Origin of the sequence: Actinopolymorpha rutila (assembly GCF_013407855.1) — a bacterium.
Taxonomy (GTDB): domain Bacteria; phylum Actinomycetota; class Actinomycetes; order Propionibacteriales; family Actinopolymorphaceae; genus Actinopolymorpha; species Actinopolymorpha rutila.
Map to the genome: position 1 here is coordinate 1,945,086 of NZ_JACBZH010000001.1, position 23,296 is coordinate 1,968,381.

Genomic DNA, 23,296 nt, shown 5'->3' on the forward strand with positions numbered 1-23,296 from the left:
CTCCGGACCGGTGGCGGGTGCTCACGCCCTTCGACCGCTTCGGCGCGGAACCGTTCGACGGTTCGGGAGTGGTGCGGTGGTCGGACATCCGGGGACACCTTCTTCGTCTGGCTTCGTGGTGGGTGTTCCGCTCGCGTGCGGGTCGTACCCGGGACCTGCGCCTCGAACCGGCCGGTCAGCCGGCGAGACGCTGGATCGCGGTCAGCGGAATCCCCACCCAGTCGGGGCGGCTCCGCGTCTCGTAGACGACCTCGTACACCGCCTTGTCGGTTTCGTACGCACGCAACAGCACGGCCTGTTCCCGCGGGTTGGTGCCGGCAACCTCGCCGTACCCCTCGCAGAACGCGGACCGGTTGCGCTCGGCCCACTCCGCCGCGCGGTAGGTCAGCTGGTGCTCGGAGGGCCGGCTGTGGTCGGCGAGCAGGTGCTGCGCGGCGTAGTCGAACGAGCGCAACATGCCGGCGACGTCGCGGACGGCGGAGTCCAGCAGGTTGCGTTCCTCCCACGGCCGGTTGGGCTCGCCCTCGAAGTCGATGACCCGCCAGCCGGCTACGGTCCGCATCACCTGGCCGAGGTGCAGGTCGCCGTGGACCTGCTGGACGGACACCGGCGCCTCGGTGCGGGCCAGGTCGTCGTAGGCGCCGCGCAGCCGGTCGGCGTACTCGGCCAGTGCGGGCACGATCTCCACCGCGTCGTCCAGCCGGGCCCGCATCGCCGCCGCCAGGTACGCCAGCTCCTCCCGGCCCCACTCGCCGGTGGGGAGGTAGCGGGCCAGGTCGGCGTGGACCTGCGCGACGGTGGCGCCCAGTCTGTGCGACTCGCCGGCGAAGTCGCCGCCCACCTCGTCGGCGTGCAGGTCGGCCTCGGCGTAGAGGTCGCGCACGCTGGCGATGGCGAGCTCCCAGCCGTCGGTGGCAGTACGGAAGAACGCACTGAACATGCCCAGGTCGCCGCGGCCTGTCTTGCCGTCGGCGTCGGGCCACTCCGCGTCCAGCCACCCGAACAGCCGGGCGACGTTGTCGCAGTTGTTGCGGGCGAACGCCTCGTGCACCTCGATGTCGGCGTTGCGGCCGTGGTGCACGCGGCGGAAGAGCTTGAGGAGGACGTCCTCGCCGTACACCAGCGACGTGTTGCTCTGCTCACCGGTCAGCACCAGCGAGGGTTCGTCGGCGGACACCTCGAGCTCGCCGATGCGGTGGAACGCGAGGTCGGTACGCGCCACCTCGCCCAGCAGCCCACCCAGGAGCAGCGACATAGCCGCCTTGTCGTGCGGCGCGTCATACACCCAGACCGGGTCGGGCGACAGCTCGTCCTCGGTCCACTCCGACACCGCCGCGTGGCCGAGGTGGTCGGCGGGCTCGGGGTAGTAGCTGAGCGGGACCTGGTAGACGTCGGGAGCGGCACTGTCGGCGTCGGCGTACCGCACGGACACCAGCACCACCCGAACCGCGGGCCAGGCGCCGCGCTCGGACAGCCAACTCAGCGGGTGGACGGACTCGACCGTGAACTCTCTGCCCTTGCCCGCGAACCACCGCTGCCGTTCCAGGAAGTCGTGCAGGCCGGTGGTCTGAGTGGCTTTCACCATCATCGCCTTTCGTTCGCTATGTGGCCGGGCTCGCGTGGAACGCACACCCCCGCGAGCCCGTGCCGCGCTGACCGCACTGACGGACCGGCTTTCCCGGACGACTGGTTCACCCCGTGATCTCCTCCCCACCCGGGTGCGGGGGAAGGAGGAACCAGTAGAACCCGTGGCCGCCGAGAGTGAGGAGGTACGGCAGCTCGCCGATCTTCGGGAACCGCACCCCGCCCAGCAGCTCGATCGGCTCGGCACCCTCCCACCGGCGCAGGTCGAGCTCGACCGGCTGGGGGAACCTGGACAGGTTGTTGACGCAGAGTACGACGTCGTCGCCGAACTCGCGGACGAACGACAGCACGCTGGGGTTGCTGCCGCCGAGGTCGGTGAAGGTGCCCGAGCCGAACGCGGGGTTCTGCTTGCGGACGTGGATCATCCTGCGCACCCAGTGCAGCAGGGACGAGGCGTTGGACAGCTGGGACTCGACGTTGACCGCCTGGAACCCGTAGATCGAGTCCATGATCACCGGCAGCGCCAGCCGGCCCGGATCGCAGTTGGAGAAGCCGGCGTTGCGGTCCGGCGTCCACTGCATCGGGGTGCGTACGCCGTCGCGGTCACCGAGCCAGATGTTGTCGCCCATGCCGATCTCGTCGCCGTAGTAGATGATCGGCGAGCCGGGCAGGGACAGCAGGAGCGCGGTGAACAGCTCCATCTGGTTGGTGTCGTTCTCCAGCAGCGGGGCCAGCCGCCGGCGGATGCCGATGTTGGCCTTCATGCGGGGATCCTTGGCGTACTCGCCCCACATGTAGTCGCGGTCCTCGTCGGTGACCATCTCCAGCGTCAACTCGTCGTGGTTGCGCAGGAAGATGCCCCACTGGCAGCCGTCGGGGATCTTCGGCGTCTGCGCCATGATCTCCGAGATCGGGTAGCGCGACTCCCGCCGCACCGCCATGAAGATGCGTGGCATCACCGGGAAGTGGAACGCCATGTGGCACTCGTCCCCGCCGCTGCCGAGGTCGCCGAAGTATTCCACCACGTCCGCCGGCCACTGGTTGGCCTCGCACAGCAGCACCCGGTCGGGGTAGTCGGCGTCGACCTCCTTGCGGATGCGCTTGAGGAACTCGTGGGTGCGGGGGAGGTTCTCGCAGTTGGTGCCCTCCTCCTCGAACAGGTAGGGCACCGCGTCCAGCCGGAACCCGTCGATGCCGAGGTCCAGCCAGAAGCGCAACGCGTCGACGATCGCTTCCTGGACGGCGGGGTTCTCGAAGTTCAGGTCGGGCTGGTGGGAGAAGAACCGGTGCCAGAAGTACTGCTTGCGCACCGGGTCGAACGTCCAGTTGCTGGTCTCGGTGTCGACGAAGATGATCCGCGCGTCGGAGTAGCCCTCGTCGGCGTCGGCCCAGACGTAGAAGTCGCCGTAGGGGCCGTCCGGGTCCGAGCGGGACGCCTGGAACCACGGGTGCTGGTCGGAGGTGTGGTTCATCACGAAGTCGACGATCACCCGGATGCCGCGCTGGTGAGCCGCCTCGATGAACTCGACGAAGTCCTCGTGCGCCCCGACGTCGGGGGAGATCGCGGTGTAGTCGGCCACGTCGTACCCGCCGTCGCGCAGCGGGGAGACGTAGAACGGCGGCAGCCACAGCGCGTCGATGCCGAGCCACTCGAGGTAGTCGAGCTTCTCCTTCAGGCCCTTGAAGTCGCCCACGCCGTCGCCGGAGGAGTCGTGGAAGGACCGGATGAGGACTTCGTAGAAGACGGCTCGCTTGTACCACTCCGGCTCGGAGCTGAGGCCGCCCTCGTTCAGTAGTTGGGTCTGGGTCATGCAGCACCCCGATGAAGCGTGAGGATGTGGGCAGGGTGGTAGGCCGGGTCGAGCCGGACGTAGTTGTGTTGGCCCCATCGCCAACTGTCCCCGGTGAACTCGTCCTGGACGACGAACGAGTCGTGCCACTCCAGGCCGAGCGAGGGCATGTCGAGGGTGATCACGGACTCGTGCGGTGCGTACGGGTCGATGTTGATCACCACGATCACCGTGTCGTCGCGCCCGTCGGGGAGGACGTCCCGCTTGGAGAAGACCAGCAGGTTGGGCTCGGGCACGTGGTGCAGCGCGAGGTTGCGCAGCCGCTGCAGGGCAGGGTGGCGGCGGCGGATCTCGTTCAGTTGCCGGAGGTACGGCGCGATCGACTCACCCGCGCGCGCCGCACCCGGCTCGTACGCCGCCCAGTCACGGGGGCGGAACTGGTACTTCTCGGAGTTGAGGTACTCCTCGCTGCCTGGGCGCAGGGCGACGTGCTCGCCCAGCTCGAACCCGGAGTAGACGCCCCAGGTCGGCGAGCCGGTGGCGGCCAGCGCCGCGCGGATCCGGAACGCCGGCAGCCCGCCGGTCTGGAGGAAGGCGGTGAGGATGTCCTGGGTGTTGACGAAGAAGTTCGGCCGCAGGAAGTCCGACGACTCGTGGCTGAGCTCGGTGAAGTAGGACTCCAGCTCCGGCTTGGTGTTGCGCCAGGTGAAGTAGGTGTACGACTGGTGGAACCCGACCTTGGCCAGGGTCTGCAGCATCGGCGGCCGGGTGAACGCCTCGGACAGGAAGAGCACGTCGGGGTCGGTACGCCGGACCTCGGCGAGCAGCCACTCCCAGAACCGCACCGGCTTGGTGTGCGGGTTGTCCACCCGGAAGATCCGGACGCCGTGGCTCATCCAGTGCCGGACGACGCGGAGCACCTCGGCGTAGATCCCGGCCGGGTCGTTGTCGAAGTTGATCGGGTAGATGTCCTGGTACTTCTTCGGCGGGTTCTCGGCGTAGGCGATCGTCCCGTCGGACAGCGTGGTGAACCACTCCGGGTGTTCCTTCACCCAGGGGTGGTCCGGCGCCGCCTGCAGGGCGAGGTCGAGGGCGATCTCCAGGCCCAGCTCGTTGGCCCGGGCCACGAACTCGTCGAAGTCCTCCAGCGTGCCGAGGTCGGGGTGCACGGCGTCGTGCCCGCCCTCGTCGCTGCCGATCGCCCACGGGGAGCCGGGGTCGCCGGGTGCGGGGTCGAGGGTGTTGTTCGGGCCCTTGCGGTTGACCCTCCCGATCGGGTGGATCGGGGGGAGGTAGACCACGTCGAAGCCGAGGTCGGCGATCGCGGGCAGCCGGTCGGCGGCGGCCTTGAAGGTGCCCGACACCCAGCGGCCCTGGTGCTCGTCGTAGTAGGCGCCCTCGGACCGGGGGAAGAACTCGTACCAGCTGCCGTAGAGCGCGCGTTCGCGCTCCACCCGCAGCGGGAACTCCTCCGAGGTCGTCACCATGTCGCGCAGCGGGTGGGCGGCGAGGATCTCCTCGACGTCCGGCGCGGTCGCGGCGTAGAGGCGGGCCTGGGCCGGGCGTGACTCGTCGCGCAGCGCCCGAACCGCCGCCAGGAGCAGCTCACGGCCCTGGGCCTGCTCCTCGGGGAGGTTGGCGGCGGCGCGCTCGAGGACGATCGCGCCCTCGGCCAGCATCAGCTCGACGTCGACGCCGGCGGCGATCTTGACCTCGGCGGCGTGCCGCCAGGTCTGCACCGGGTGGCTCCACGCCTCCACGGCGTACGTCCAGTCGCCCTCGGCGTCCGGCCGGATCTGCGCCGACCATCGGTCGGTGCCCGGCTCGTCGCAGCGCATCGGCACCCAGCCGAGCGTGCGGCCGTCGGGTCCGCGGGTCACGACGTTGGCCCCGAGGGCGTCGTGGCCCTCGCGGAACACCGTCGCCTCGACCGTGAGCGGCTCGCCGGCGACGGCCTTGGCGGGTAGCCGCCCACCGGCGCGTACGTCGGGAGAGACGTTGATGATCGGGATCCGGCCGACGACCGTGTCGAAGACCGCGGGACTGGCCGTGGGACTGGTCGGGGTGCCGGAGCCGCCGCCGTCGGTGGCCGCGGTCACCTGACTCGCGGTCGCGGCGGTCTCGGTCGTGGTCCTGGGCTGCTCGTTCTTGGCAGGCATCGGATTCCGAGTGGGGAGTCGGCGGGTTTTCTGTCGGCGCGCAGGCACAGCGGTGAACCTACCTACCCCAGTATCAGGGTTTGTGGCCGGGCGTCCACCTCGTCGATCTTCCGGGCGGTCCGGCCCGCTCCTGGGGGCATGCGATCCGGGGGTGCTCATAACGGAGTGGTTCCCCCTGGAACGTTGCAAAACCTTGCTCTTCCTGCAACAGGAAGGCATGCCAACGGCGTGTCGGACCCTTCTCTGGGTTAGCCTCTGCCCTCGTGCGTGCCATCCGTCGATTCACTGTCCGACCGGTCCTGCCCGAGCCGCTCGCGCCGCTCGGCGACCTTGCCATGAACCTCCGCTGGTCCTGGCACCCGCCGACCCAGGACCTGTTCGCCGCCGTCGACCCCAGGCTGTGGGCGTCGACCGGGCACGACCCGATGCGGCTCCTCAGCGAGGTCGCCTCCGACCGGCTCGCCGAGCTCGGCTCGGACGAGACGTTCCTGTCCGACCTGCGCTCGGTCGCCGCCGACCTGGACGCCTACGTGCACCAGGACCGGTGGTACCAGTCGCTGGGGTCGGACGTACCCCGCCAGATCGCCTACTTCTCGCCGGAGTTCGGGCTGACCGCCGTCCTCCCGCAGTACTCCGGTGGCCTCGGCATCCTCGCCGGCGACCACCTCAAGGCGGCCAGCGATCTCGGCGCCCCGCTGATCGGCGTGGGCCTGCTCTACCGCGCCGGCTACTTCAAGCAGTCACTGTCGGGCGATGGCTGGCAGCAGGAGCGCTACCCGATCGTCGACCCCCAGGCGATGCCGCTCAGCCTGCTGCGCGAGGCCGACGGCACCGCCGCCCGGATCCACGTGGGCCTGCCGGGCGGCCGCCGCCTGGTCGCCCAGGTCTGGGTCGCGCACGTCGGCCGGGTGCCGCTGCTGCTGCTCGACTCGGGGATCGAGGACAACGAGCCCGCCGAGCGCGACGTCACCGACCGCCTCTACGGCGGCGGCACCGAGCACCGGCTGCTGCAGGAGATGCTGCTCGGCGTGGGCGGCGTGCGCGCGCTGCGCGCCTACTGCCGGATCACCGGCGCCGCCGCCCCCGAGGTCTTCCACACCAACGAGGGCCATGCCGGCTTCCTCGGGCTGGAACGCATCCGGGAGTACGTCGAGGACCGCGGGCTGGACTTCGACGCCGCGCTGGAGGTCACCCGCGCCGGCACTGTGTTCACCACCCACACTCCCGTTCCGGCCGGTATCGACCGGTTCGCCCGGGATCTGGTGGAGCAGCACTTCGGCAGCGACAACGAGGCCGCCGGCGTCCCGGTCGACCGCATCCTGGCGCTCGGCGCCGAGGACTACGAGGGCGGTGACCCCGGGCTGTTCAACATGGCCGTGATGGGCTTCCGCCTCGGCCAGCGCGCCAACGGCGTGAGCGCCCTGCACGGCGTGGTGAGCCGCGGGATGTTCGCCGGCCTGTGGCCGGGCTTCGACGAGACCGAGGTACCGATCGCGTCGATCACCAACGGCGTGCACGCGGGGACCTGGGTGGCCCGGGAGATGGCCGAGCTGGTGTCCCGCCCCGAGGTGGACGCCACCGCCCGCGACGGCGCGGAGGACTGGGCCGGCGTCGACCAGGTTCCGGAGTCGGCGATCTGGAAGACCAAGGCCGCCATGCGGGCGCGGCTGGTCGACTACGCCCGCACCCGGCTGCGGGAGTCCTGGCTGGCCCGCGGCGCCTCCGAGGCCGAGCTGGGCTGGGTGGACGACGCGCTCGACCCGGACGTGCTCACCATCGGGTTCGCCCGCCGGGTGCCGTCGTACAAGCGGCTCACCCTCATGCTGTCGGACCGGGAACGCCTCAAGCGGATGCTGCTCGACCCGGAGCGGCCGATCCAGCTGGTCATCGCGGGCAAGTCGCACCCGGCCGACGACGGCGGCAAGCGGCTGATCCAGGAGATCGTCTGGTTCGCCGACGACCCCGAGGTCCGGCACCGGATCGTGTTCCTGCCCGACTACGACATGGGCCTGGCATACCCGCTGGTCACCGGCTGCGACGTGTGGCTCAACAACCCGCTGCGGCCGTACGAAGCGTGCGGCACGTCCGGCATGAAGGCGGCCCTCAACGGCGGGCTCAACGTCTCCATCCGCGACGGCTGGTGGGACGAGTGGTACGACGGCCAGAACGGCTGGGCGATCCCGTCCGCCGACGGGGTGAACGACCCCGACCGGCGCGACGACCTCGAGGCACACGCGCTCTACGACCTGCTCGAGCACCAGGTGGCGGCGCGGTTCTACGACCGCGACGAGCACGGGCTGCCGCGCCGGTGGCTGGAGATGGTCCGGCACACGCTGAAGTCGCTCGGGCCGAAGGTGCTGGCCACCCGGATGTTCGACGACTACGTGACCAAGCTCTACGCCCCGGCGGCGCTGAGCTCGCGGGCGATGAACTCCTCGTTCGAGGGCGCCCGGCAGCTCGCCGCGTGGAAGCGGCGGGTCCGGGAGGGCTGGGGCGGCGTGCACGTCGACCACGTGGAGTCGGTCGGCACCGGCGAGGGCGCCGAGGTCGGCGGTTCCGCGCAGTTGCGGGTGTTCGTCAGCCTGGGCGGGCTCTCGCCCGACGACGTGGACATCCAGGTCCTGCACGGACGGGTCGACGAGGCCGACCGGTTGCAGAGCCCGAGCGCCGTGTCGCTGGAGCGGGCCGAGGACTACGAGGCGGGCCGCTACCGCTATGAGGGACAGGTGCGGTTCGACCGGACCGGCCCGGTGGGCTACACCGTGCGGATCCTGCCGAAGCACCCCGACCTCAGCTCCCCGGCCGAGCTCGGCCTGGTTGCCTGGCCGCCGGCGGCGTCGCCGATGGTCAACGGCGACCTGCGCTGACCTCGGGCCGGTTCCGACCCGGACCGAAGGCGACCGGCGCGACTGATCGACCGGCACGAATGGGGGGAGCGGTGCCGACCTGGCTCGACGACGCGGTGCTGTGGCACGTGTATCCGTTGGGCTTCGTCGGTGCCGCCACCTCCTCCGGTGACGGTGCGGACCGGCCGGTTAAGGCGGACCAGCGGGTTCGGCGGGTCCAGCACCGGCTGAGCCGGCTGGAGGCGTGGCTGGACTACGCCGCCGACCTCGGCTGTTCCGGTCTGCTGCTCGGCCCGGTCTTCGCCTCCGGCACGCACGGCTACGACACCGAGGACCACTTCCGGATCGACCCCCGGCTGGGTGACGAGGCCGACTTCGACCGGTTGGTGGCCGCCGCCCGGGCGCGTGGGTTGCGGGTCGTCCTGGACGGGGTTTTCAACCACGTCGGCCGGTCGTTCCCGGTGTTCGCCGAGGCGCTGCGCTCGGGCCCGGACTCACCGGCCGGCCGGTGGTTCCGGCGTACGGGCGACGGGCCGGACGACTACGCGACCTTCGAGGGCCACCACCAGTTGGTCGCCCTCGACCACGCCGAGCCCGCGGTCGCCGACCACGTGACCCGGGTGCTGACGTACTGGCTGGACCGGGGGATCTCCGGCTGGCGGCTGGACGCGGCCTATGCCGTGCCACCTGAGTTCTGGCGTACGGTGCTCGCGCCCGCCCGCGCCGCCCATCCGGACGCGTGGTTCCTGGCCGAGGTGATCCACGGCGACTACGCGGAGTTCGCCCGGGAGAGCACGGTCGACTCGGTCACGCAGTACGAACTGTGGAAGGCGATCTGGAGCAGCCTGAACGACCGCAACCTGTTCGAGCTGGAGTGGGCGCTGCGCCGGCACGGTGAGTTCGTGGCCGCTGAGCTGCCGCAGACCTTCACCGGCAACCACGACGTCACCCGGCTCGCCACCCGGCTGGACGACCAGCGGCACCTCGGGCACGCGCTGGCCGTGCTGATGTGCGTGGCGGGGGTGCCCAGCATCTACGCCGGTGACGAGCAGGCGTTCCGCGGCAGTAAGGAGGAGCGCGAGGGCGGCGACGACGCGATCCGGCCGGCGTTCCCGGCAACTCCGGCGGACCTCGCGCCGTCGGGATGGCCGTTGTACCGCCTGCACCAGCGGCTGCTCGCGTTCCGCCGCCGCAACCCGTGGTTGACGCACGCCCGGGCCACCACCGAGCACGTCGTCAACCGCGGGTTGGCGCTACGGTCGAGCCCGGCCGAAGGTGCCTCGGGCCCGGAAACCCTGCTCCTGTTAAATCTTGACGACGAGTCGTACGACTTCCCGATCGACGCCACCGGTTTCCACCGCGCCGAGACCGGCCAGGGCACGGATTCCGATCCAGACGCTGCGGCCGGCCGGGGCGAGGACACGCCGGTCACGACGGTCCCCGCCCACGGCTGGTCGATCCTGCTCAGCCGTTGACGTTCAGCCGCCGACCTCCACCGACAACCCGTCCGCGGCGGGGTCGGGACGCAGGTCGAGGGTGCGGATCCGGCCGGCGGCGGCGAGGTCGTCGCGGGCCGACGCCAGCAGGTCGAGGTCGGCGGCCGGGCCGCGCATCTCCACCCGTTCGAGCTCCGTTCGCATGGACAGTTTGCGGGCCGACTTCTCCCCACGCACCGCCGACAGTGCCGAACCCACCAGGGTCAGCAGCCGCGCGTCCGCACCGCCTTCCGGGAGTTCCTCGGCGCGCGGCCAGGGCTGCCGGTGGATCGATCCGTCCCGCCACCACGACCACACCTCCTCGGTGACGAACGGCATGATCGGCGCGAACAGCCGCAGCTGCACCGACAGGGCCAGTGCCAAGGCCGCCTTGACGGACGGGTCGCCGCGGTAGGCACGGTCCTTCACCAGCTCCAGGTAGTCGTCGCAGAACGTCCAGAAGAACCGCTCGGTGACCTCCAGGGCGGTGGTGTAGTCGTACGCCTCGAACGCTCTGGTGGCCCGCTCGACCACCCCGGCGAGCGCGGCCAGCATCGCCTGGTCGAGCGGCTGCGTCACCGCACCCGTGCCGTCGCCGGTGCCGGTCGCGCCCAGCCCGAGCACGAACTTGCTGGCGTTAAGGATCTTGATCGCCAGCCGCCGGCCGACCTTCATCTGGGTCTCGTCGAACGGTGAGTCCAGCCCCGGCCGGGCCATCGCCGCGCGCCAGCGCACCGCGTCCGCGCCGAAGGTGTCGATGATCTGCTCGGGCACCACCGCGTTCCCCTTGGACTTGCTCATCTTCTTGCGGTCGGGGTCGACGATGAAGCCGGAGATCAGCGCGTGCGTCCACGGCACGGTCTGGTGCTCGTGGTGGGCGCGCACCATTCGGGAGAACAGCCAGGTGCGGATGATGTCGTGCGCGTGCGTGCACAGGTCCATCGGGAAGACCCGGGCGAACAGTTCCGGGTCACGCTCCCAGCCGCCCGCGATCTGCGGGGACAGCGACGAGGTGGCCCAGGTGTCCATCACGTCCGGGTCGCCGGCGAAGCCGTTCGGCCGGCCGCGCCGCGACTCGTCGTACCCCCGTGGCGGCTGCGCGGACGGGTCGACCGGGAGCTCGGCCTCGCTCGGCAGCAACGGGTGGTCGAAGTCCGGCTCGCCGTCGCCGTCGAGGAGATACCACACCGGGAACGGCACGCCGAAGAACCGCTGCCGGGAGATCAGCCAGTCGCCGTTCAGGCCGCCGACCCAGTTGTCGTACCGGTGCCGCATGTGGGTGGGCACCCAGGTGATCCGCGCGCCGTCCTCCAGCAGCTCGGCCCGCAGGTCGTCGTCGCGGCCGCCGTTGCGGATGTACCACTGCCGGGTGGAGACGATCTCCAGCGGCTTGTCGCCCTTCTCGTAGAAGTTCGTCATCCGCATGGTGGGCGCGGGCTCGCCGTCGAGGTCGCCGGACTCGCGCAGCAGGGCCACCATCGCCTGGCGGGCGCTGTGGGTGGTCTTCCCGGCGAGTTCGGTGTACACGGAGGCGGCGGGCTCGTGCGTCAGCCATTCCGGCGTCTCCCGCAGCAGCCGGCCGTCGCGGCCGATGACCGTACGCACCGGCAGCCGCAGCTCGCGCCACCACTGAACGTCGGTCAGGTCGCCGAACGTGCAGCACATCGCGATGCCCGAACCCTTGTCCGGCTCGGCGGCCTGGTGTGCCAGCACCGGGATCTCCACCCCTAACACCGGTGAGGTGACCGTGGTGCCGAACAGCGGGGCGTACCGCTCGTCGTCGGGGTGTGCGACCAGGGCGACGACGGCCGGCAGGAGCTCGGGCCGGGTGGTCTCGACGTACACCGGTCCGTTCGGGCCGTGGAACGCGATCCGGTGATAGTGGCCGGCGTACTCCCGGGACTCGAGCTCGGCCTGCGCGACCGCGGTCTGGAACGTCACGTCCCACAGCGTCGGCGCCTCCTGGAGGTACGCTTCGCCGCGGGCGAAGTTACGCAGGAACGCCCGCTGGGAGGCGGTCCGGGCCACCGGCCCGATGGTGGTGTAGGACTGCTCCCAGTCCACTGACAAGCCGAGCTTGCGCCACAGGTTGGCGAACGCCTCCTCGTCCTGTTCGACGAGCCGCTCGCACAGCTCCACGAAGTTCGGCCGGCTCACCGGCACCTGGCGCTTCGGGTCCGGCTTGGCCGGCGGTGTGAAGCCGGGGTCGTAGGGGAGTGAGGGGTCGCAGCGGACGCCGAAGTAGTTCTGCACCCGGCGCTCGGTGGGCAGGCCGTTGTCGTCCCACCCCATCGGGTAGAAGACCTCCTTGCCGCGCATCCGCTGGAAGCGGGCGATGAGGTCGGTGTGGGTGTAGGAGAACACGTGCCCGACGTGCAGGCTGCCGGACACGGTGGGCGGGGGAGTGTCGATCGCGTAGATCGCCGAACGCTCGGCGGAGCGGTCGAAACGGTAGGTGCCCTGCTCGCGCCAGCGCAGCGCCCAGCGCTGGTGCAGGCCGTCCAGGGTCGGCTTGTCCGGGATGGCGGAGGTGGATCCGGTCGCGTCGGCCGGTTTGGTGGCGTCGGCCGGGGTGGTCGCGTCGGGCGCGGTGGTGGCGCGGGTGGATGTGGTCGTCGCGTGGGTTGTCACGATGGCTCACCTTGGGGTCGCGGCGCCGCTCATGAGGATGGTGGCGTACGCCGGATGCGAGTGCGGTCGGCGAAGGCGCGCCGCGAGGGATGCGCGAGAAAGAGAACTGCTACGCGCCCTGGCGGCGCACGGCTACTCGCGCCAGGGCGTCGTGGACGCGGCAGCGGGCGCGGGGGAGGAACGAGCCGTTCGTAGCCATCGCCGCCGATGATACGCGACCGATGCTCGGTCCCGCCGTGACATTCGTACTACCAGGCGTAGGACATGTCCCACCCTGTTCGTAGACTGGCCGGCGGACCGGCCCGGGAAGTGGCCGGCGGATAACGGCGATCGACCAGACGGAGGAGCAGCGGTGATCGGCCCCCTGGCGGTCGTGGTGATGGTCGTGGCACTGGCGTACGCCGTGCTGGCTCTGGTGAGCGCGGTGCTCAACCGCCTGCCGGGCACCCTGCAGGTCGGCGGCGCCGCGCTGGTCGAGATCCTCGCCCTGGTCCAACTGGTGGCCGCGGTCGTCCAGCTCGTCAGAGGTGAGCGGCCGGCGGAGTTCGGGACGTTCCTCGCCTACCTCGTGGTGTCGGTGCTGGTGATGCCCGTCGCCGTGCTGTGGGCGGCCTCCGAACGCAACCGCTGGAGCAGCGTCGTGCTCGGCGTGGGCGCCCTGGTGGTCGTCGTGCTCGTCCTGCGGATGCAGCAGGTGTGGGCCGGTGCCTGACGAGCGGCCGGTGCCGGCGAGCACCCGGTCCGGCCCGGGCCGGGTGCTGGTCGCGGTGTACGCGGTGTTCGCCGTGGCCGCGACGTCGCGGGCCACGGTGCAGATGCTCACGAAGTTCGCCGAGGCCCCGCTGGCGTACGTCCTGTCGGCGTTCTCGGCGGTGGTCTACGTCGTGGCCACCGTGGCGCTCGCCCGTGGCGGCCCGACCGCTCGCAAGGTGGCCTGGTGCGCGTGCGGCGTCGAACTCGCCGGGGTGCTGACGATCGGGTTCTTCAGCCTGTTCGACCCGGTGGCCTTCCCGGACGCCACGGTGTGGTCGGTGTTCGGGCGGGGGTATCTGTTCGTGCCGCTGGTGCTGCCGATCCTCGGGTTGCTCTGGCTCCGGCACACCGGCCGTGCCGCGGCCGAACCTGACTGATCCCTGCCGGATCCCGGCCTGATCTCGTCTGCTCCCGCTTGCGGCCTCAGATCTTCCGGACCATGGTGTCGGCGTTCTCGTCGCCGCCCACGACCTCGAACCCCTCGGCCGCGTAGAGCGCGGCCGCGTGGTTGGCGCGTTCGACGCTCAGGCTGAGCCGTGGCACCCCGGCCGCCCGCGCCTGGTCGACGACCGCCCGGATCAGCGCCCGGCCCAGCCCGCGTCCGCGCCAGTCCGGCGCCACCGCGATGCTCACCTCGGGCACGTCCTCGGCGACGAAGCCGTACCCGGGTTTGTCGGCGGGAAAGTAGCGCCACCACGCCGCGCCGACCGGCCGGCCCGCCGGGTCGTCGCTCTCGGATTCTTTCCCGGATTCGGCCCTGGCGACTGCGACCACGCCCTGCTCACCAGGCGCCGGCCAGCCCTCGACGTACTTCCGCAGCGCCGGGTCCGCCCAGAACTGCTCGAGAGTGAACGCCGGCCGGTCCGGTGACCAGTTGAACGCTTCGAGGGTCATCTCGGCGATGAAAGCAGCGTCGTCGGCGGTGGCGGCACGCAGCGCGTAGGCGGGACGGCCGGCGCCGGTTTCGGGGGAGTTCGCGGGGTGCACCCGGGCAGTGTGCCCGGGTTCGACGCCCATCGCCAGCCGAATTTCCGTACGGTCGAACCGCCGGCTCATCGGCCGCTGCCGCTCCGCTCGTCGGCGATCTGCCCGCACAACTCGACGCAGCCCGCGCAGATCGCGGTGTCCGGCCCGGCGACCAGCTGCTCTACCTCGGCGCCCGGCTTGCCGCAGAACCCGCAGGTGGCCACCTCCCGATCGCTGTCACTGGCGACCAGTGCGAGCCGGTCGGCCGTCTCGGGAGAGTCCGGCTCCTCGCCGGCCAGCAGCCGCGCCGCGTCGTCGACACACTCGCGGCAGACGAAGACGCCCGGTCCGGCGATCAGCCGGTCGGTCCGCAGCCCGTCGCGGCCACAGAACGAGCAGCGCAGCCCGGCCCGGCCCAGTCGCCGGCGTACGTCGTCGTAGCGGCCGAAGTCCGCCTCGGCCAGGATCTGCGCCGCGACGCCCTTGCCCTCCCGCAGCAGGGCCAGCAGCAGGTGCTCGCCGCGGGCGAGGTCGGCGCGGTCGTGTCTGGCCTCGCGCAGCGCCAGCTCCACGACCTTCGCTGCCCGCGGCGTCATCGGGACCAGCTCCGCGTCCGTGGATTCGGCGCCGCGGCCGATGATGCGTTCGACACCCGCCCGGGCGGTTTCGAGGTCGACGCCGGCGGCGTCGAGCAGCCGGCCGGCGTTGCCCTGGTTGGCCCGGATCAGGCCCAGCAGCAGGGATTCGGTGCCGATGTAGTTGTGCCCGAACCCGACCGCCTCATCCCGCGCGAGGTCGAGGACGTGCCGGGTGTCGGCGAACAACTGGTCGTACCCGGGTACGCCGGGCGGACCGGACTGTTCAGCGCCGCCCGACTGCTCGGGGCGATTCCGGCGTTCGGTACGGCGGGCCTGCCGTTGCTCGGCCCGCTCCCGGCGGGCCTCTGCCTGGGCCTTGCGCCGCTCGGCGCGCTCGGCACGCTGCCGGTCGCGTTCGGCCCCGTCCCGGTCGCGTTCGGCCCGGTCGCGGTCGCCCTCGGCGCGGGTCCGGTCGCGTTCGGCGCGGTCCCGGTCGCGGTCGGCACGCTCGGCGGACCTGCGCCCCGCCGCGGGATCGCCCGCGTCGACCACCTGGTGGACCCGTTGGTGGCTGAGGTCGAGTGCGTCGGCGATCTCCCGCATGGAGCCGCCGCCGGCGTGGAGTACCCGGATCGCGTAGTGGTAGTCGGCCTGGGCGATCTCCGCGTCGTGCTGGAGGGAGACGAGCCGCTCCCGGGCGGTACGCGCCTTGGCGAGGAGTTCTTCGTCCAATGTCATTCGTCCACTGTGCTAGACAGCTGCTCCACCGTCAACCGTGATAGACACTCTGTCTATCGGGCTGGACGCCATGCCGGCGCGACGCGCCGTTCCCGCGTGATCGGAGGCTGGGAGCCGGTCCCTAAACTTCACCGCATGAGTGCGCCGCAGCGGCCCGAGTCCGCGCCCGAGCTTCCGCAGACGTTCGTTCCGGCCGAGGTGGAAGGCACGCTCTACGAGCGGTGGGTCGAGCGCGGCTACTTCACTCCGAGCGGCAAGCCCGACGCCACGCCGTACTCAATCGTCATCCCGCCGCCGAACGTCACCGGCTCCCTGCACGTGGGGCACGCGCTCGACCACACGATCCAGGACGTCCTGGTCCGCCGGCGCCGCATGCAGGGCTTCGACGCGCTGTGGCTGCCGGGCATGGACCACGCCGGCATCGCGACCCAGAACGTCGTCGAACGCGAGCTCGCCAAGGAAGGTCTGTCCCGCCACGACCTCGGCCGGGAGGCGTTCGTGGAGCGGGTGTGGCGCTGGAAGGCCGAGTCCGGGGGCAAGATCCTCGGCCAGATGCGCCGGCTCGGCGACTCCGTCGACTGGACCCGCGAGCGGTTCACCATGGACGAGGGGCTGTCGCGGGCCGTCGGCACGATGTTCAAGCAGCTGTACGAGGACGGGCTGATCTACCGCGCCGAGCGGATCATCAACTGGTGCCCGCGCTGTCTCACCGCGCTCTCCGACATCGAGGTGGAGCACTCTGACGACGACGGCGAGCTGGTCTCCATCCGCTACGGCGAAGGTGACAACGCTCTCGTGGTCGCCACCACCCGCGCGGAGACGATGCTCGGCGACACCGCCGTGGCGGTGCACCCCGACGACGAGCGCTACACCCACCTCGTCGGCACCGAGGTCGAGCTGCCGTTGACCGGCCGCCGGATCCCGGTGGTCGCCGACGAGCACGTCGACCCGGCGTTCGGCACCGGCGCGGTGAAGGTCACCCCCGCGCACGACCCCAACGACTTCGAGATCGGCCGCCGGCACGACCTGCCCAGCCTGGTGGTCATGGACGAGCACGGCGTGATCACCGCGCACGGGCCGTTCCAGGGGCTGGACCGGTTCGAGGCGCGGCCCGCCGTGGTCGCGGCGCTGCGGGCCGACGGACGGATCGAACGCGAGGTCCGGCCGTACCGTCACGCCGTCGGCCACTGCCAGCGCTGCGACACGGTCGTCGAGCCGCGGGTTTCCCTGCAGTGGTTCGTGAAGGTGGAGCCGCTGGCCAGCGCCGCCAGCGAGGCCGTGCGGTCCGGGCGGATCACGATCCACCCGCCCGAGCTCGCCAAGCGCTACTTCTCCTGGGTCGACAACATGCACGACTGGTGCATCTCACGGCAGCTGTGGTGGGGCCACCGCATCCCGGTCCACTACGGGCCGAACGGCGAGGTGGTGTGCGTCGGGCCGGACGAGCAGCCGCCGAGCGGCCCGGGCTGGACGCAGGACGAGGACGTTCTGGACACGTGGTTCTCGTCCGGGCTGTGGCCGATCTCCACCCTCGGCTGGCCCGCGCAGACACCCGACCTCGCGCGCTACTACCCGACCAGCGTGCTCGTCACCGGCTACGACATCCTGTTCTTCTGGGTCGTGCGGATGGCGATGTTCGGGCTGTACGCCATGAAGGACCGCGGCCCCGCCGACAGCGTGCCGTTCCGCGAGATCGTCCTGCACGGCATGGTCCGCGACGCACACGGCAAGAAGATGTCGAAGTCGTTCGGCAACGTCGTCGACCCGCTGGACTGGATCGACCGATACGGCGCCGACGCCACCCGCTTCACCCTCGCCCGCGGCGCCAACCCCGGCTCCGACGTGCCCATCACCGAGGAGTGGGCACAGGGCTCGCGCAACTTCGCCACCAAGCTGTGGAACGCCTCCCGCTTCGCGCTGATGAACGGCGCGTCCGCCGCGCTGCCGGTGCCGCCGGCGGAGCGGTTGTCCAGCGCCGACCGGTGGATCCTGTCCCGCCTGCACACTGTGATCGCCGAGGTCGACGCGTCCTACGACGGCTACGAGTTCGCCAAGGCGTGTGAGACGATCCAGGCGTTCGCGTGGGGTGAGTTCTGCGACTGGTACGTCGAGCTCGCCAAGACGTCGTTGACAGCGGGTGGCGACGCGGCGCAGGCCACCCGGGCGGTGCTCGGGCACGTCCTGGACCGGCTGCTGCGGTTGCTGCACCCGGTGATGCCGTTCGTCACCGAGGAGCTGTGGCTCGCGCTGACGCAAGGCGGCATTGACGGCGTGGACGGCATAGACGGCGTTGACGTCGAGGCTGCGGCCGGGGCCGAGCGGTCGCTGGTCGTCGCCGCGTGGCCGGCCCCTGAGCAGGCGTACGCCGACCCGGCCGCGGAGGCCGAGATCGCTGCCCTGCAACGGCTGGTGACCGAGGTCCGGCGGTTCCGTTCCGACCAGGGCCTGCGTCCCGGGCAGCGGGTGCCGGCCCGGCTGGTCGGCATCGAGGCCGGCGTCCTCGCCGCGCACGAGCCCGCGATCCGCACCCTGCTGCGGCTGGAGGAGGCGGGCCCCGACTTCACCGCGTCGGCGTCCCTTCCGGTCGGCGACGTCCGCGTGGAGCTCGACACCGCCGGCACGATCGACGTGGCGGCCGAGCGGCGGCGGCTGGAGAAGGACCTCGGCAACGCCCGCAAGGACCGTGACCAGGCGCAGCGCAAGCTCGGCAACGCGGAGTTCCTCGCCAAGGCACCGCAACCGGTGGTTGACAAGGTGAACCGCCAGTACGCCACGGCCGAGGCCGACATCGCCCGGCTGGAGGCGCAGCTCGCCGCCCTGCCCGCCGGCTGACGCCGGTGCGCTCGATCGAGGAAACCCTGCGGTCGCTCACGGACGCCCTGCCGGCGATGGTGGACGACCTGGCGAGGCTGGTGTGCCAGGAGTCGCCGTCGGCGGACCTGGCCGCGGTGGCCGCCAGCGCGGACGTGGTCGCCGAGCTCGGGGAACGCCTGACCGGGCAGGCGCCGGAACGCATCGTCGCGGACGGGCGTACCCACCTGCGGTGGCGCTTCGGCGGCGGGCCGGGTGGGCCGCGGGTGTTGCTGCTCGGGCACCACGACACGGTGTGGCCGGTGGGCTCACTGGCCGAACACCCCTGGCGGGTACGCGACGGGCTGGCGTACGGCCCCGGCTGTTTCGACATGAAGGCCGGGCTGGTGCAGCTGTTCCACGCGTTGTCGGTCCTGCCCAACCGTGACGGAGTGACCGTCCTGGTGACCGGTGACGAGGAGATCGGCGCACCGAGTTCGCGAAGCCTGATCCAGGAGGAGGCCCGCGTCAGTGCCGCGGCGTTCGTCCTCGAGGCCAGCGCTGGGGGAGGCGCGCTGAAGACCGCGCGCCGAGGCGTGTCCCACTACGAGCTGCGGGTGCGCGGCCGGGCGGCGCACGCCGGGCTCGAACCCTGGAACGGCTCCAACGCCGGTGTCGCGCTGGCCCACCTGGTGGTGGCGCTCGCGGAGCTGGACGAGGGGCCGCACGGCCCGACCGTGACCCCGACCGTGCTGGCTGCCGGAACCACGAACAACACCGTGCCGGCCGCCGCGTCGGTCCACGTCGACGTACGGGTGGCCTCGGCGGCCGACCGGGACCGGATCGACGCCGCGATCCGTGGCCTCGACCCGTCGGTCGCCGGCACCGCCGTGGAGGTGCTGGCCGGCTGGGCGCATCCTCCGCTGGAACCGTCGGCCTCGGCGGAGCTGTTCGCACTTGCCCAGCTGGCGGCCGGAGAGCTCGGGCTCGAACCCCTGACCGGCGCGAGCGTCGGCGGCGCCTCCGACGGCAACATCGCCGCGGGTGTGGGCACCCCGACGCTGGACGGGCTGGGCGCGGTCGGCGCGAACGCCCACGCGCCAGGTGAGTACGTCGAGGTCGCGCAGCTGCCCCGCCGCGCGGCGCTGCTGGCCCGCCTGGTGGAGCTCGTCCGCCAGCAGCATCGGTGACCCGGCACGATTTCGGCGTGGTTGATGGTTGTCAGTGGGATTCGACGATCCTTCCCGCCGCGCGGCGCACCGTGGTCGACAGCTCCGGTGGTGCGACGACCACGGCGTCGCCGGCCAGGGCCAGCACGGCTGCGCATGCCTCGTCGACGTTCTCGAGGTCCGCATGGACCAGGGACCAGCCGTCGATGTCAGCCTTCACGGGTGCTGTCGGCCGAAACCGCCGGACGGCGTGGTCTCGCACCCGCACCACGATCGGGTAGGACGGCAAGGTCGCCCGGAACCGTCGCTGCGTCTGAGCCCAGTGCTGCGTGAGGTCGAAGTCGCTTGGCCTGGTGAATGCTTCGTCGGTCAGGGTCGCCGAGGTGATTCTGCTCAGCCGGTAGGTGCGCACCGGATCGTTTCGAGGCCTGTTCGGCTTGGCTGCGACGAGGTACCACGTCCGGTTCTTGGCGACCAGCCCGAGTGACTCGACCCTGAACGGCTCCGTCCGATCCCGGTAGGTGATCGCGATCCGCCGCTCCTCCCAGATCGCCTGCCGGCACAGGTCCAGCCAGCGCGGCGCCTCCCGGCGGTCGTCCCAGCCGGCGTGGTCGACCAGGAGCCGTTGGCGAGCGAACTCGGCCTCGCGTCGTGTCCCCTCGGGTAGTGCCGCGATGAGCTTGGCCGAGGCCTGGTCGCTGGAGGCGTCCAAGCCCAGGTCGGCGAGCACGTGCGCGGTCGAGCCGACGAACACCGACATCACCTCGGCCGGCGTGAGTCCGGTGAGCCGGGTGCGGTAGTCGGGGAGCAGTGCCCAGCCGCCTCCGCGACCGCGCACCGAGTAGACGGGCACACCGGCAAGGCTCAGGGCATCAAGATCGCGCTGGACAGTTCGTGGCGAGACCTCCAGGTGCTGCGCGAGCTGACCCACGGTCGACTGACCGTGGGTCTGCAGACGCAGGAGAAGCCGGAGCAGTCGTTCGGCACGCATGGTTCGACTATCCCAGGCAAATAGGCCATCCGGTGACGCCATTCCTCCCTACGGTCGTCCGCGTGAATTCTCGCTCGGTGAGAGGGCTTCTTGTGGATGCGGTTGTCGTGGAGAACCTGGGCATGACGTACCGGGCTCCGATTCGTGAGTCCGGCTGGAAGGCGACCGTTGGCTCGGTGTTCCGGCGTCGGCATCGGGAGGTGCCCGCGGTCCAGGACGTGTCGTTCACTCTCGGCCCCGGGGAGGTTGTCGGCTTCATCGGCCCCAACGGCGCCGGCAAGACGACGACGATGAAGATCCTGTCCGGTCTGCTGCACGCCACGTCCGGGCAGGTTCGGGTGCTGGGTCACTACCCGTGGCAGCGGCGCGCGGACTTCCTCCGCCGGATCGCGTTCATCCGTGGCAGCCAGCCGGTGGGCGGCTCACAGGAGCTGACGGTGCTGGACACCCTGCGGTACCAGCGACTGCTCTACGAGGTTCCCGCGGCGGAGTACGCGCACAACCTCGAGGAACTCACCGACCTGCTCGAGCTCGAGGATCTGCTGCACCGTCAGCTTCGGGCGTTGAGCCTGGGTGAGCGGATGCGCGCCGGCCTGGCGTTGTCGCTGCTGTACCGGCCGGAGGTGATGTTCCTCGACGAGCCCACGCTTGGCCTGGACGTCACGGGCGCGACCGCGATTCGTCGGTTCGTCGCCGAGTACGCCCGCCAGACTGGCGCGACCGTGCTGCTGACCAGTCACTACATGGCCGATGTCGCCTCGCTCTGCCCGCGGCTGGTGCTGATCGACGAGGGGAAGCTGCGCTACGACGGGAAGCTCGACGAGCTGGCGGCCAGGCTCTCGCCGTACAAGCTCATCCGCCTGACCGCGCCGAACGTCGATCCGGAACGTCTGCGGGCGGCGGGTGAACTCGTCGAGTCGTCGAACGGGACCTGCGTCCTGCGGGTGCCGCGCGAGGAGGTCGCCCGGACCACCGCCCGGCTGCTCACCGAGCTGGACGTCGCCGATCTTGCCGTCGAAGAGGCGCCCCTCGAGGTCGTCATCGACAGGGCGTACCGGGAAGGGGTTCGATGAGCGCGCCCACCCTGCGCCCGCCTGCCGGAAGCGGGCCCGACCTGCGTCCCACACGGCTGCTGCGCCTGATCGCCTGGCGGGTCCGCGTGGAGGTGCTCGAATGGTCCGGCACCTGGTGGTTCCTCCTCACCCTCGTCGTCCAGGCGGTGCTCGGTCCGCTCATCGGGATGTTCGTCTGGTCGGCGGTGTATCCACACGATCCCTACGTCGCGACCTACTACGTGGCGCTGATCCTGGTCACCGTGATGACGGAGTCGTTCGAGCAGTTCACCTTCTCCGAGAAGCTCTACGACGGAACGATCAGCCACGACCTGTTGAGGCCGCAACCCGTGGTGGTCAACGTCATCGGCACGAACATCGCCATCCGTGCCTGGCTGACGGTGATGGGAGTTCCCCTTGTCCTGCTGACCGGGTTCGCCTTCGGCGTCGCCCTGACCTGGACCTCGATCCTCGAAGCCGTTCCGGTCTTCGTCCTCGGCGCCGCGCTCAGCTTCTCGTGGACCTTCCTGCTGTCCCTCACCGCCTTCTGGACCGAACGGGTCCATTCGATCGTGGGCTTCGGGTGGACCCTGAACTCTCTGCTCGGCGGCACCGTCGCACCACTGGCCTTCCTCCCCGAGCCCTGGCGCGGAATCGGTGAGGTCCTGCCGTTCTACGGCATGCTCGGCCTGCCTGCCGACGTCGCCTCGGGACGGGTGCACGGCCTGGCCCCACTGCTCACCGGACTCGGCTATCAGGCCGTGTGGATCGTGGTGATCATCACCGCCGTCGTTGTGCTGTGGCGTGCCGGAATCCGTCGATACACGGTGGTGGGCGCATGAAATTACTCAGCCTGTTCGGCGCCGGATTCGCCATGTCGATGCAGCGCACTGTCACCTTCCGCATCAACCTGCTGTTCGACATCGTCGTGTCGATCATCGGCCTCGGCTCCACGCTCGCCACGGTGTTCATCGTGTTCGCCCGAACCGACTCACTGGCCGGCTGGTCGGAAGCGCAGGCGTACGTACTGATCGGCACCTACCAACTGCTCAGCAGCCTCAAGAGCGCCTTCATCGACCCCAATCTCTCCTGGTTCCCCGAGAACGGCATCCGCCAGGGCAAGCTCGACACCTACCTGCTTCAGCCGGCGCCGACCCTCTTCCTGGCCAGCCTCGCCAGGTCGACCCCTCTGGCGCTGCTCCAGTTCGTGCTCGGACTCGGCGTCCTAGCACTCGGACTCGACAGGCACGGTCAGCTACCTGGTCACGTCGCGATCGCGGCCTGGCTGATCACCCTTGCGGCCGGACTGGCGGTGACCTGGGCGATGGGAGTCCTGCTGGCATGCCTGGCCTTCTGGGCGCCACGCCTGCAGCTCGACGTCTTCTACAGCTCAGCCTGGCAGCTCGCCCGCTTTCCCACCGACATCTACCGTCGCCCCCTACGGCTGGTCCTCACCTACCTGTTCCCGCTCACGTTGATCGCCACCATCCCGACCACCACACTCCTGTCCGGGCCACGCCTACCAGTCCTCGCCGCAACCGTTGCCGGAGCCGCACTCGCGTGCGCACTCGCCGTCGGATGCTGGCGGCTCGGCCTGCGCCGCTACACAGGAGCTACATCGTGACGGTCGAACGATCTCGATACCGCGGTCGTCGACCGGAAGCGCGTTCCCGGGTGAGCCGAGGAGCCCGTCGCTCGACGCCGCCCCGGATGTCGACCTGGGACCCCTTGCGGCGGCCCGGCGCCCGTGCGCGAAACAATGCCCGGGTGACTA

General features: G+C 70.8%; 16 protein-coding genes. 9 read left to right on the plus strand and 7 right to left on the minus strand.

Annotated features, from left to right (window positions below; genetic code table 11):
- Positions 1 to 175: 175 nt before the first annotated feature.
- From F4554_RS08705 to F4554_RS08715, 3 genes are all read right to left on the minus strand, one after another.
- Positions 176 to 1,588, minus strand: coding sequence for a maltokinase N-terminal cap-like domain-containing protein (locus tag F4554_RS08705; protein WP_179786920.1), 1,413 nt, complete (start codon positions 1,586 to 1,588; stop codon positions 176 to 178).
- Positions 1,589 to 1,691: 103 nt separating this feature from the next.
- Positions 1,692 to 3,395, minus strand: coding sequence for a maltose alpha-D-glucosyltransferase (gene treS, locus F4554_RS08710; RefSeq protein ID WP_179786921.1), 1,704 nt, complete (start codon positions 3,393 to 3,395; stop codon positions 1,692 to 1,694).
- Positions 3,392 to 5,533, minus strand: coding sequence for an alpha-1,4-glucan--maltose-1-phosphate maltosyltransferase (locus F4554_RS08715; protein WP_179786922.1), 2,142 nt, complete (start codon positions 5,531 to 5,533; stop codon positions 3,392 to 3,394). The genes treS and F4554_RS08715 overlap by 4 nt, the downstream gene beginning before the upstream one ends.
- Before the next feature lie 263 nt (positions 5,534 to 5,796).
- Between F4554_RS08715 and glgP the strand changes: the two genes are divergently transcribed.
- Both glgP and F4554_RS08725 read left to right on the plus strand, forming a co-directional pair.
- Positions 5,797 to 8,400 (plus strand): alpha-glucan family phosphorylase, encoded by a 2,604-nt coding sequence (gene glgP / locus F4554_RS08720; RefSeq protein WP_179786923.1) that lies wholly within the window; start codon positions 5,797 to 5,799, stop codon positions 8,398 to 8,400.
- Between the two features lie 71 nt (positions 8,401 to 8,471).
- Positions 8,472 to 9,854: an alpha-amylase family glycosyl hydrolase gene (locus F4554_RS08725; RefSeq protein ID WP_179786924.1), complete on the plus strand. Its 1,383-nt coding sequence runs from the start codon at positions 8,472 to 8,474 to the stop codon at positions 9,852 to 9,854.
- Between the two features lie 3 nt (positions 9,855 to 9,857).
- Here the strand turns inward: F4554_RS08725 and valS are convergent, their stop codons facing one another.
- Positions 9,858 to 12,485, minus strand: a complete 2,628-nt coding sequence (gene valS / locus F4554_RS08730) for a valine--tRNA ligase (RefSeq protein WP_420360717.1) — start codon at positions 12,483 to 12,485, stop codon at positions 9,858 to 9,860.
- A 352-nt stretch (positions 12,486 to 12,837) separates the two neighbouring features.
- On the opposite strand from valS, the gene F4554_RS08735 reads away from it, so the two are divergent.
- Together F4554_RS08735 and F4554_RS08740 are read left to right on the plus strand one after the other, a co-directional pair.
- Positions 12,838 to 13,197, plus strand: a complete 360-nt coding sequence (locus F4554_RS08735) for a hypothetical protein (protein ID WP_179786925.1) — start codon at positions 12,838 to 12,840, stop codon at positions 13,195 to 13,197.
- The gene (locus F4554_RS08740) at positions 13,190 to 13,615 is read left to right on the plus strand and encodes a hypothetical protein (RefSeq protein ID WP_179786926.1); all 426 of its coding nucleotides are present in this window, start codon (positions 13,190 to 13,192) and stop codon (positions 13,613 to 13,615) included. Before F4554_RS08735 ends, F4554_RS08740 begins: the two co-directional genes overlap by 8 nt.
- 46 nt (positions 13,616 to 13,661) lie before the next feature.
- On the opposite strand, the gene F4554_RS08745 is transcribed toward F4554_RS08740, so the two are convergent.
- Positions 13,662 to 14,294 (minus strand): GNAT family N-acetyltransferase, encoded by a 633-nt coding sequence (locus tag F4554_RS08745; RefSeq protein WP_238341245.1) that lies wholly within the window; start codon positions 14,292 to 14,294, stop codon positions 13,662 to 13,664.
- Complete coding sequence (locus F4554_RS08750) at positions 14,291 to 15,520, minus strand: ClpX C4-type zinc finger protein (protein WP_179786927.1); 1,230 nt, start codon at positions 15,518 to 15,520, stop codon at positions 14,291 to 14,293. The genes F4554_RS08745 and F4554_RS08750 overlap by 4 nt, the downstream gene beginning before the upstream one ends.
- 135 nt (positions 15,521 to 15,655) lie before the next feature.
- Between F4554_RS08750 and F4554_RS08755 the strand changes: the two genes are divergently transcribed.
- Together F4554_RS08755 and F4554_RS08760 are read left to right on the plus strand one after the other, a co-directional pair.
- The gene (locus F4554_RS08755; protein ID WP_179786928.1) at positions 15,656 to 18,352 is read left to right on the plus strand and encodes a valine--tRNA ligase; all 2,697 of its coding nucleotides are present in this window, start codon (positions 15,656 to 15,658) and stop codon (positions 18,350 to 18,352) included.
- 5 nt (positions 18,353 to 18,357) lie between these two features.
- Positions 18,358 to 19,500 carry a M20 family metallopeptidase gene (locus F4554_RS08760; protein WP_337795931.1) on the plus strand — a complete coding sequence of 381 codons (1,143 nt, stop codon included), beginning with the start codon at positions 18,358 to 18,360 and terminating at the stop codon, positions 19,498 to 19,500.
- Positions 19,501 to 19,531: 31 nt separating this feature from the next.
- On the opposite strand, the gene F4554_RS08765 is transcribed toward F4554_RS08760, so the two are convergent.
- Positions 19,532 to 20,470, minus strand: coding sequence for a helix-turn-helix transcriptional regulator (locus F4554_RS08765; RefSeq protein ID WP_179786929.1), 939 nt, complete (start codon positions 20,468 to 20,470; stop codon positions 19,532 to 19,534).
- 122 nt (positions 20,471 to 20,592) lie between these two features.
- On the opposite strand from F4554_RS08765, the gene F4554_RS08770 reads away from it, so the two are divergent.
- The 3 genes from F4554_RS08770 to F4554_RS08780 are packed head-to-tail and all read left to right on the plus strand — an operon-like array spanning position 20,593 to position 23,146.
- Positions 20,593 to 21,543: an ABC transporter ATP-binding protein gene (locus F4554_RS08770; protein WP_202889213.1), complete on the plus strand. Its 951-nt coding sequence runs from the start codon at positions 20,593 to 20,595 to the stop codon at positions 21,541 to 21,543.
- Positions 21,540 to 22,364, plus strand: a complete 825-nt coding sequence (locus F4554_RS08775; RefSeq protein ID WP_179786930.1) for an ABC-2 family transporter protein — start codon at positions 21,540 to 21,542, stop codon at positions 22,362 to 22,364. Before F4554_RS08770 ends, F4554_RS08775 begins: the two co-directional genes overlap by 4 nt.
- The gene (locus tag F4554_RS08780; RefSeq protein WP_179786931.1) at positions 22,361 to 23,146 is read left to right on the plus strand and encodes an ABC transporter permease; all 786 of its coding nucleotides are present in this window, start codon (positions 22,361 to 22,363) and stop codon (positions 23,144 to 23,146) included. Before F4554_RS08775 ends, F4554_RS08780 begins: the two co-directional genes overlap by 4 nt.
- Positions 23,147 to 23,296: the final 150 nt, after the last annotated feature.

Coding starts and splice junctions, on each gene's coding strand:
- F4554_RS08705 (WP_179786920.1), bottom strand. CDS start 1,588: ATGATGGTGAAAGCCACTCAGACCACCGGCCTGCACGACTTCCTGGAA.
- treS (WP_179786921.1), bottom strand. CDS start 3,395: ATGACCCAGACCCAACTACTGAACGAGGGCGGCCTCAGCTCCGAGCCG.
- F4554_RS08715 (WP_179786922.1), bottom strand. CDS start 5,533: ATGCCTGCCAAGAACGAGCAGCCCAGGACCACGACCGAGACCGCCGCG.
- F4554_RS08745 (WP_238341245.1), bottom strand. CDS start 14,294: ATGAGCCGGCGGTTCGACCGTACGGAAATTCGGCTGGCGATGGGCGTC.
- F4554_RS08750 (WP_179786927.1), bottom strand. CDS start 15,520: ATGACATTGGACGAAGAACTCCTCGCCAAGGCGCGTACCGCCCGGGAG.
- F4554_RS08755 (WP_179786928.1), top strand. CDS start 15,656: ATGAGTGCGCCGCAGCGGCCCGAGTCCGCGCCCGAGCTTCCGCAGACG.
- F4554_RS08765 (WP_179786929.1), bottom strand. CDS start 20,470: ATGCGTGCCGAACGACTGCTCCGGCTTCTCCTGCGTCTGCAGACCCAC.
- F4554_RS08770 (WP_202889213.1), top strand. CDS start 20,593: ATGACGTACCGGGCTCCGATTCGTGAGTCCGGCTGGAAGGCGACCGTT.
- F4554_RS08775 (WP_179786930.1), top strand. CDS start 21,540: ATGAGCGCGCCCACCCTGCGCCCGCCTGCCGGAAGCGGGCCCGACCTG.
- F4554_RS08780 (WP_179786931.1), top strand. CDS start 22,361: ATGAAATTACTCAGCCTGTTCGGCGCCGGATTCGCCATGTCGATGCAG.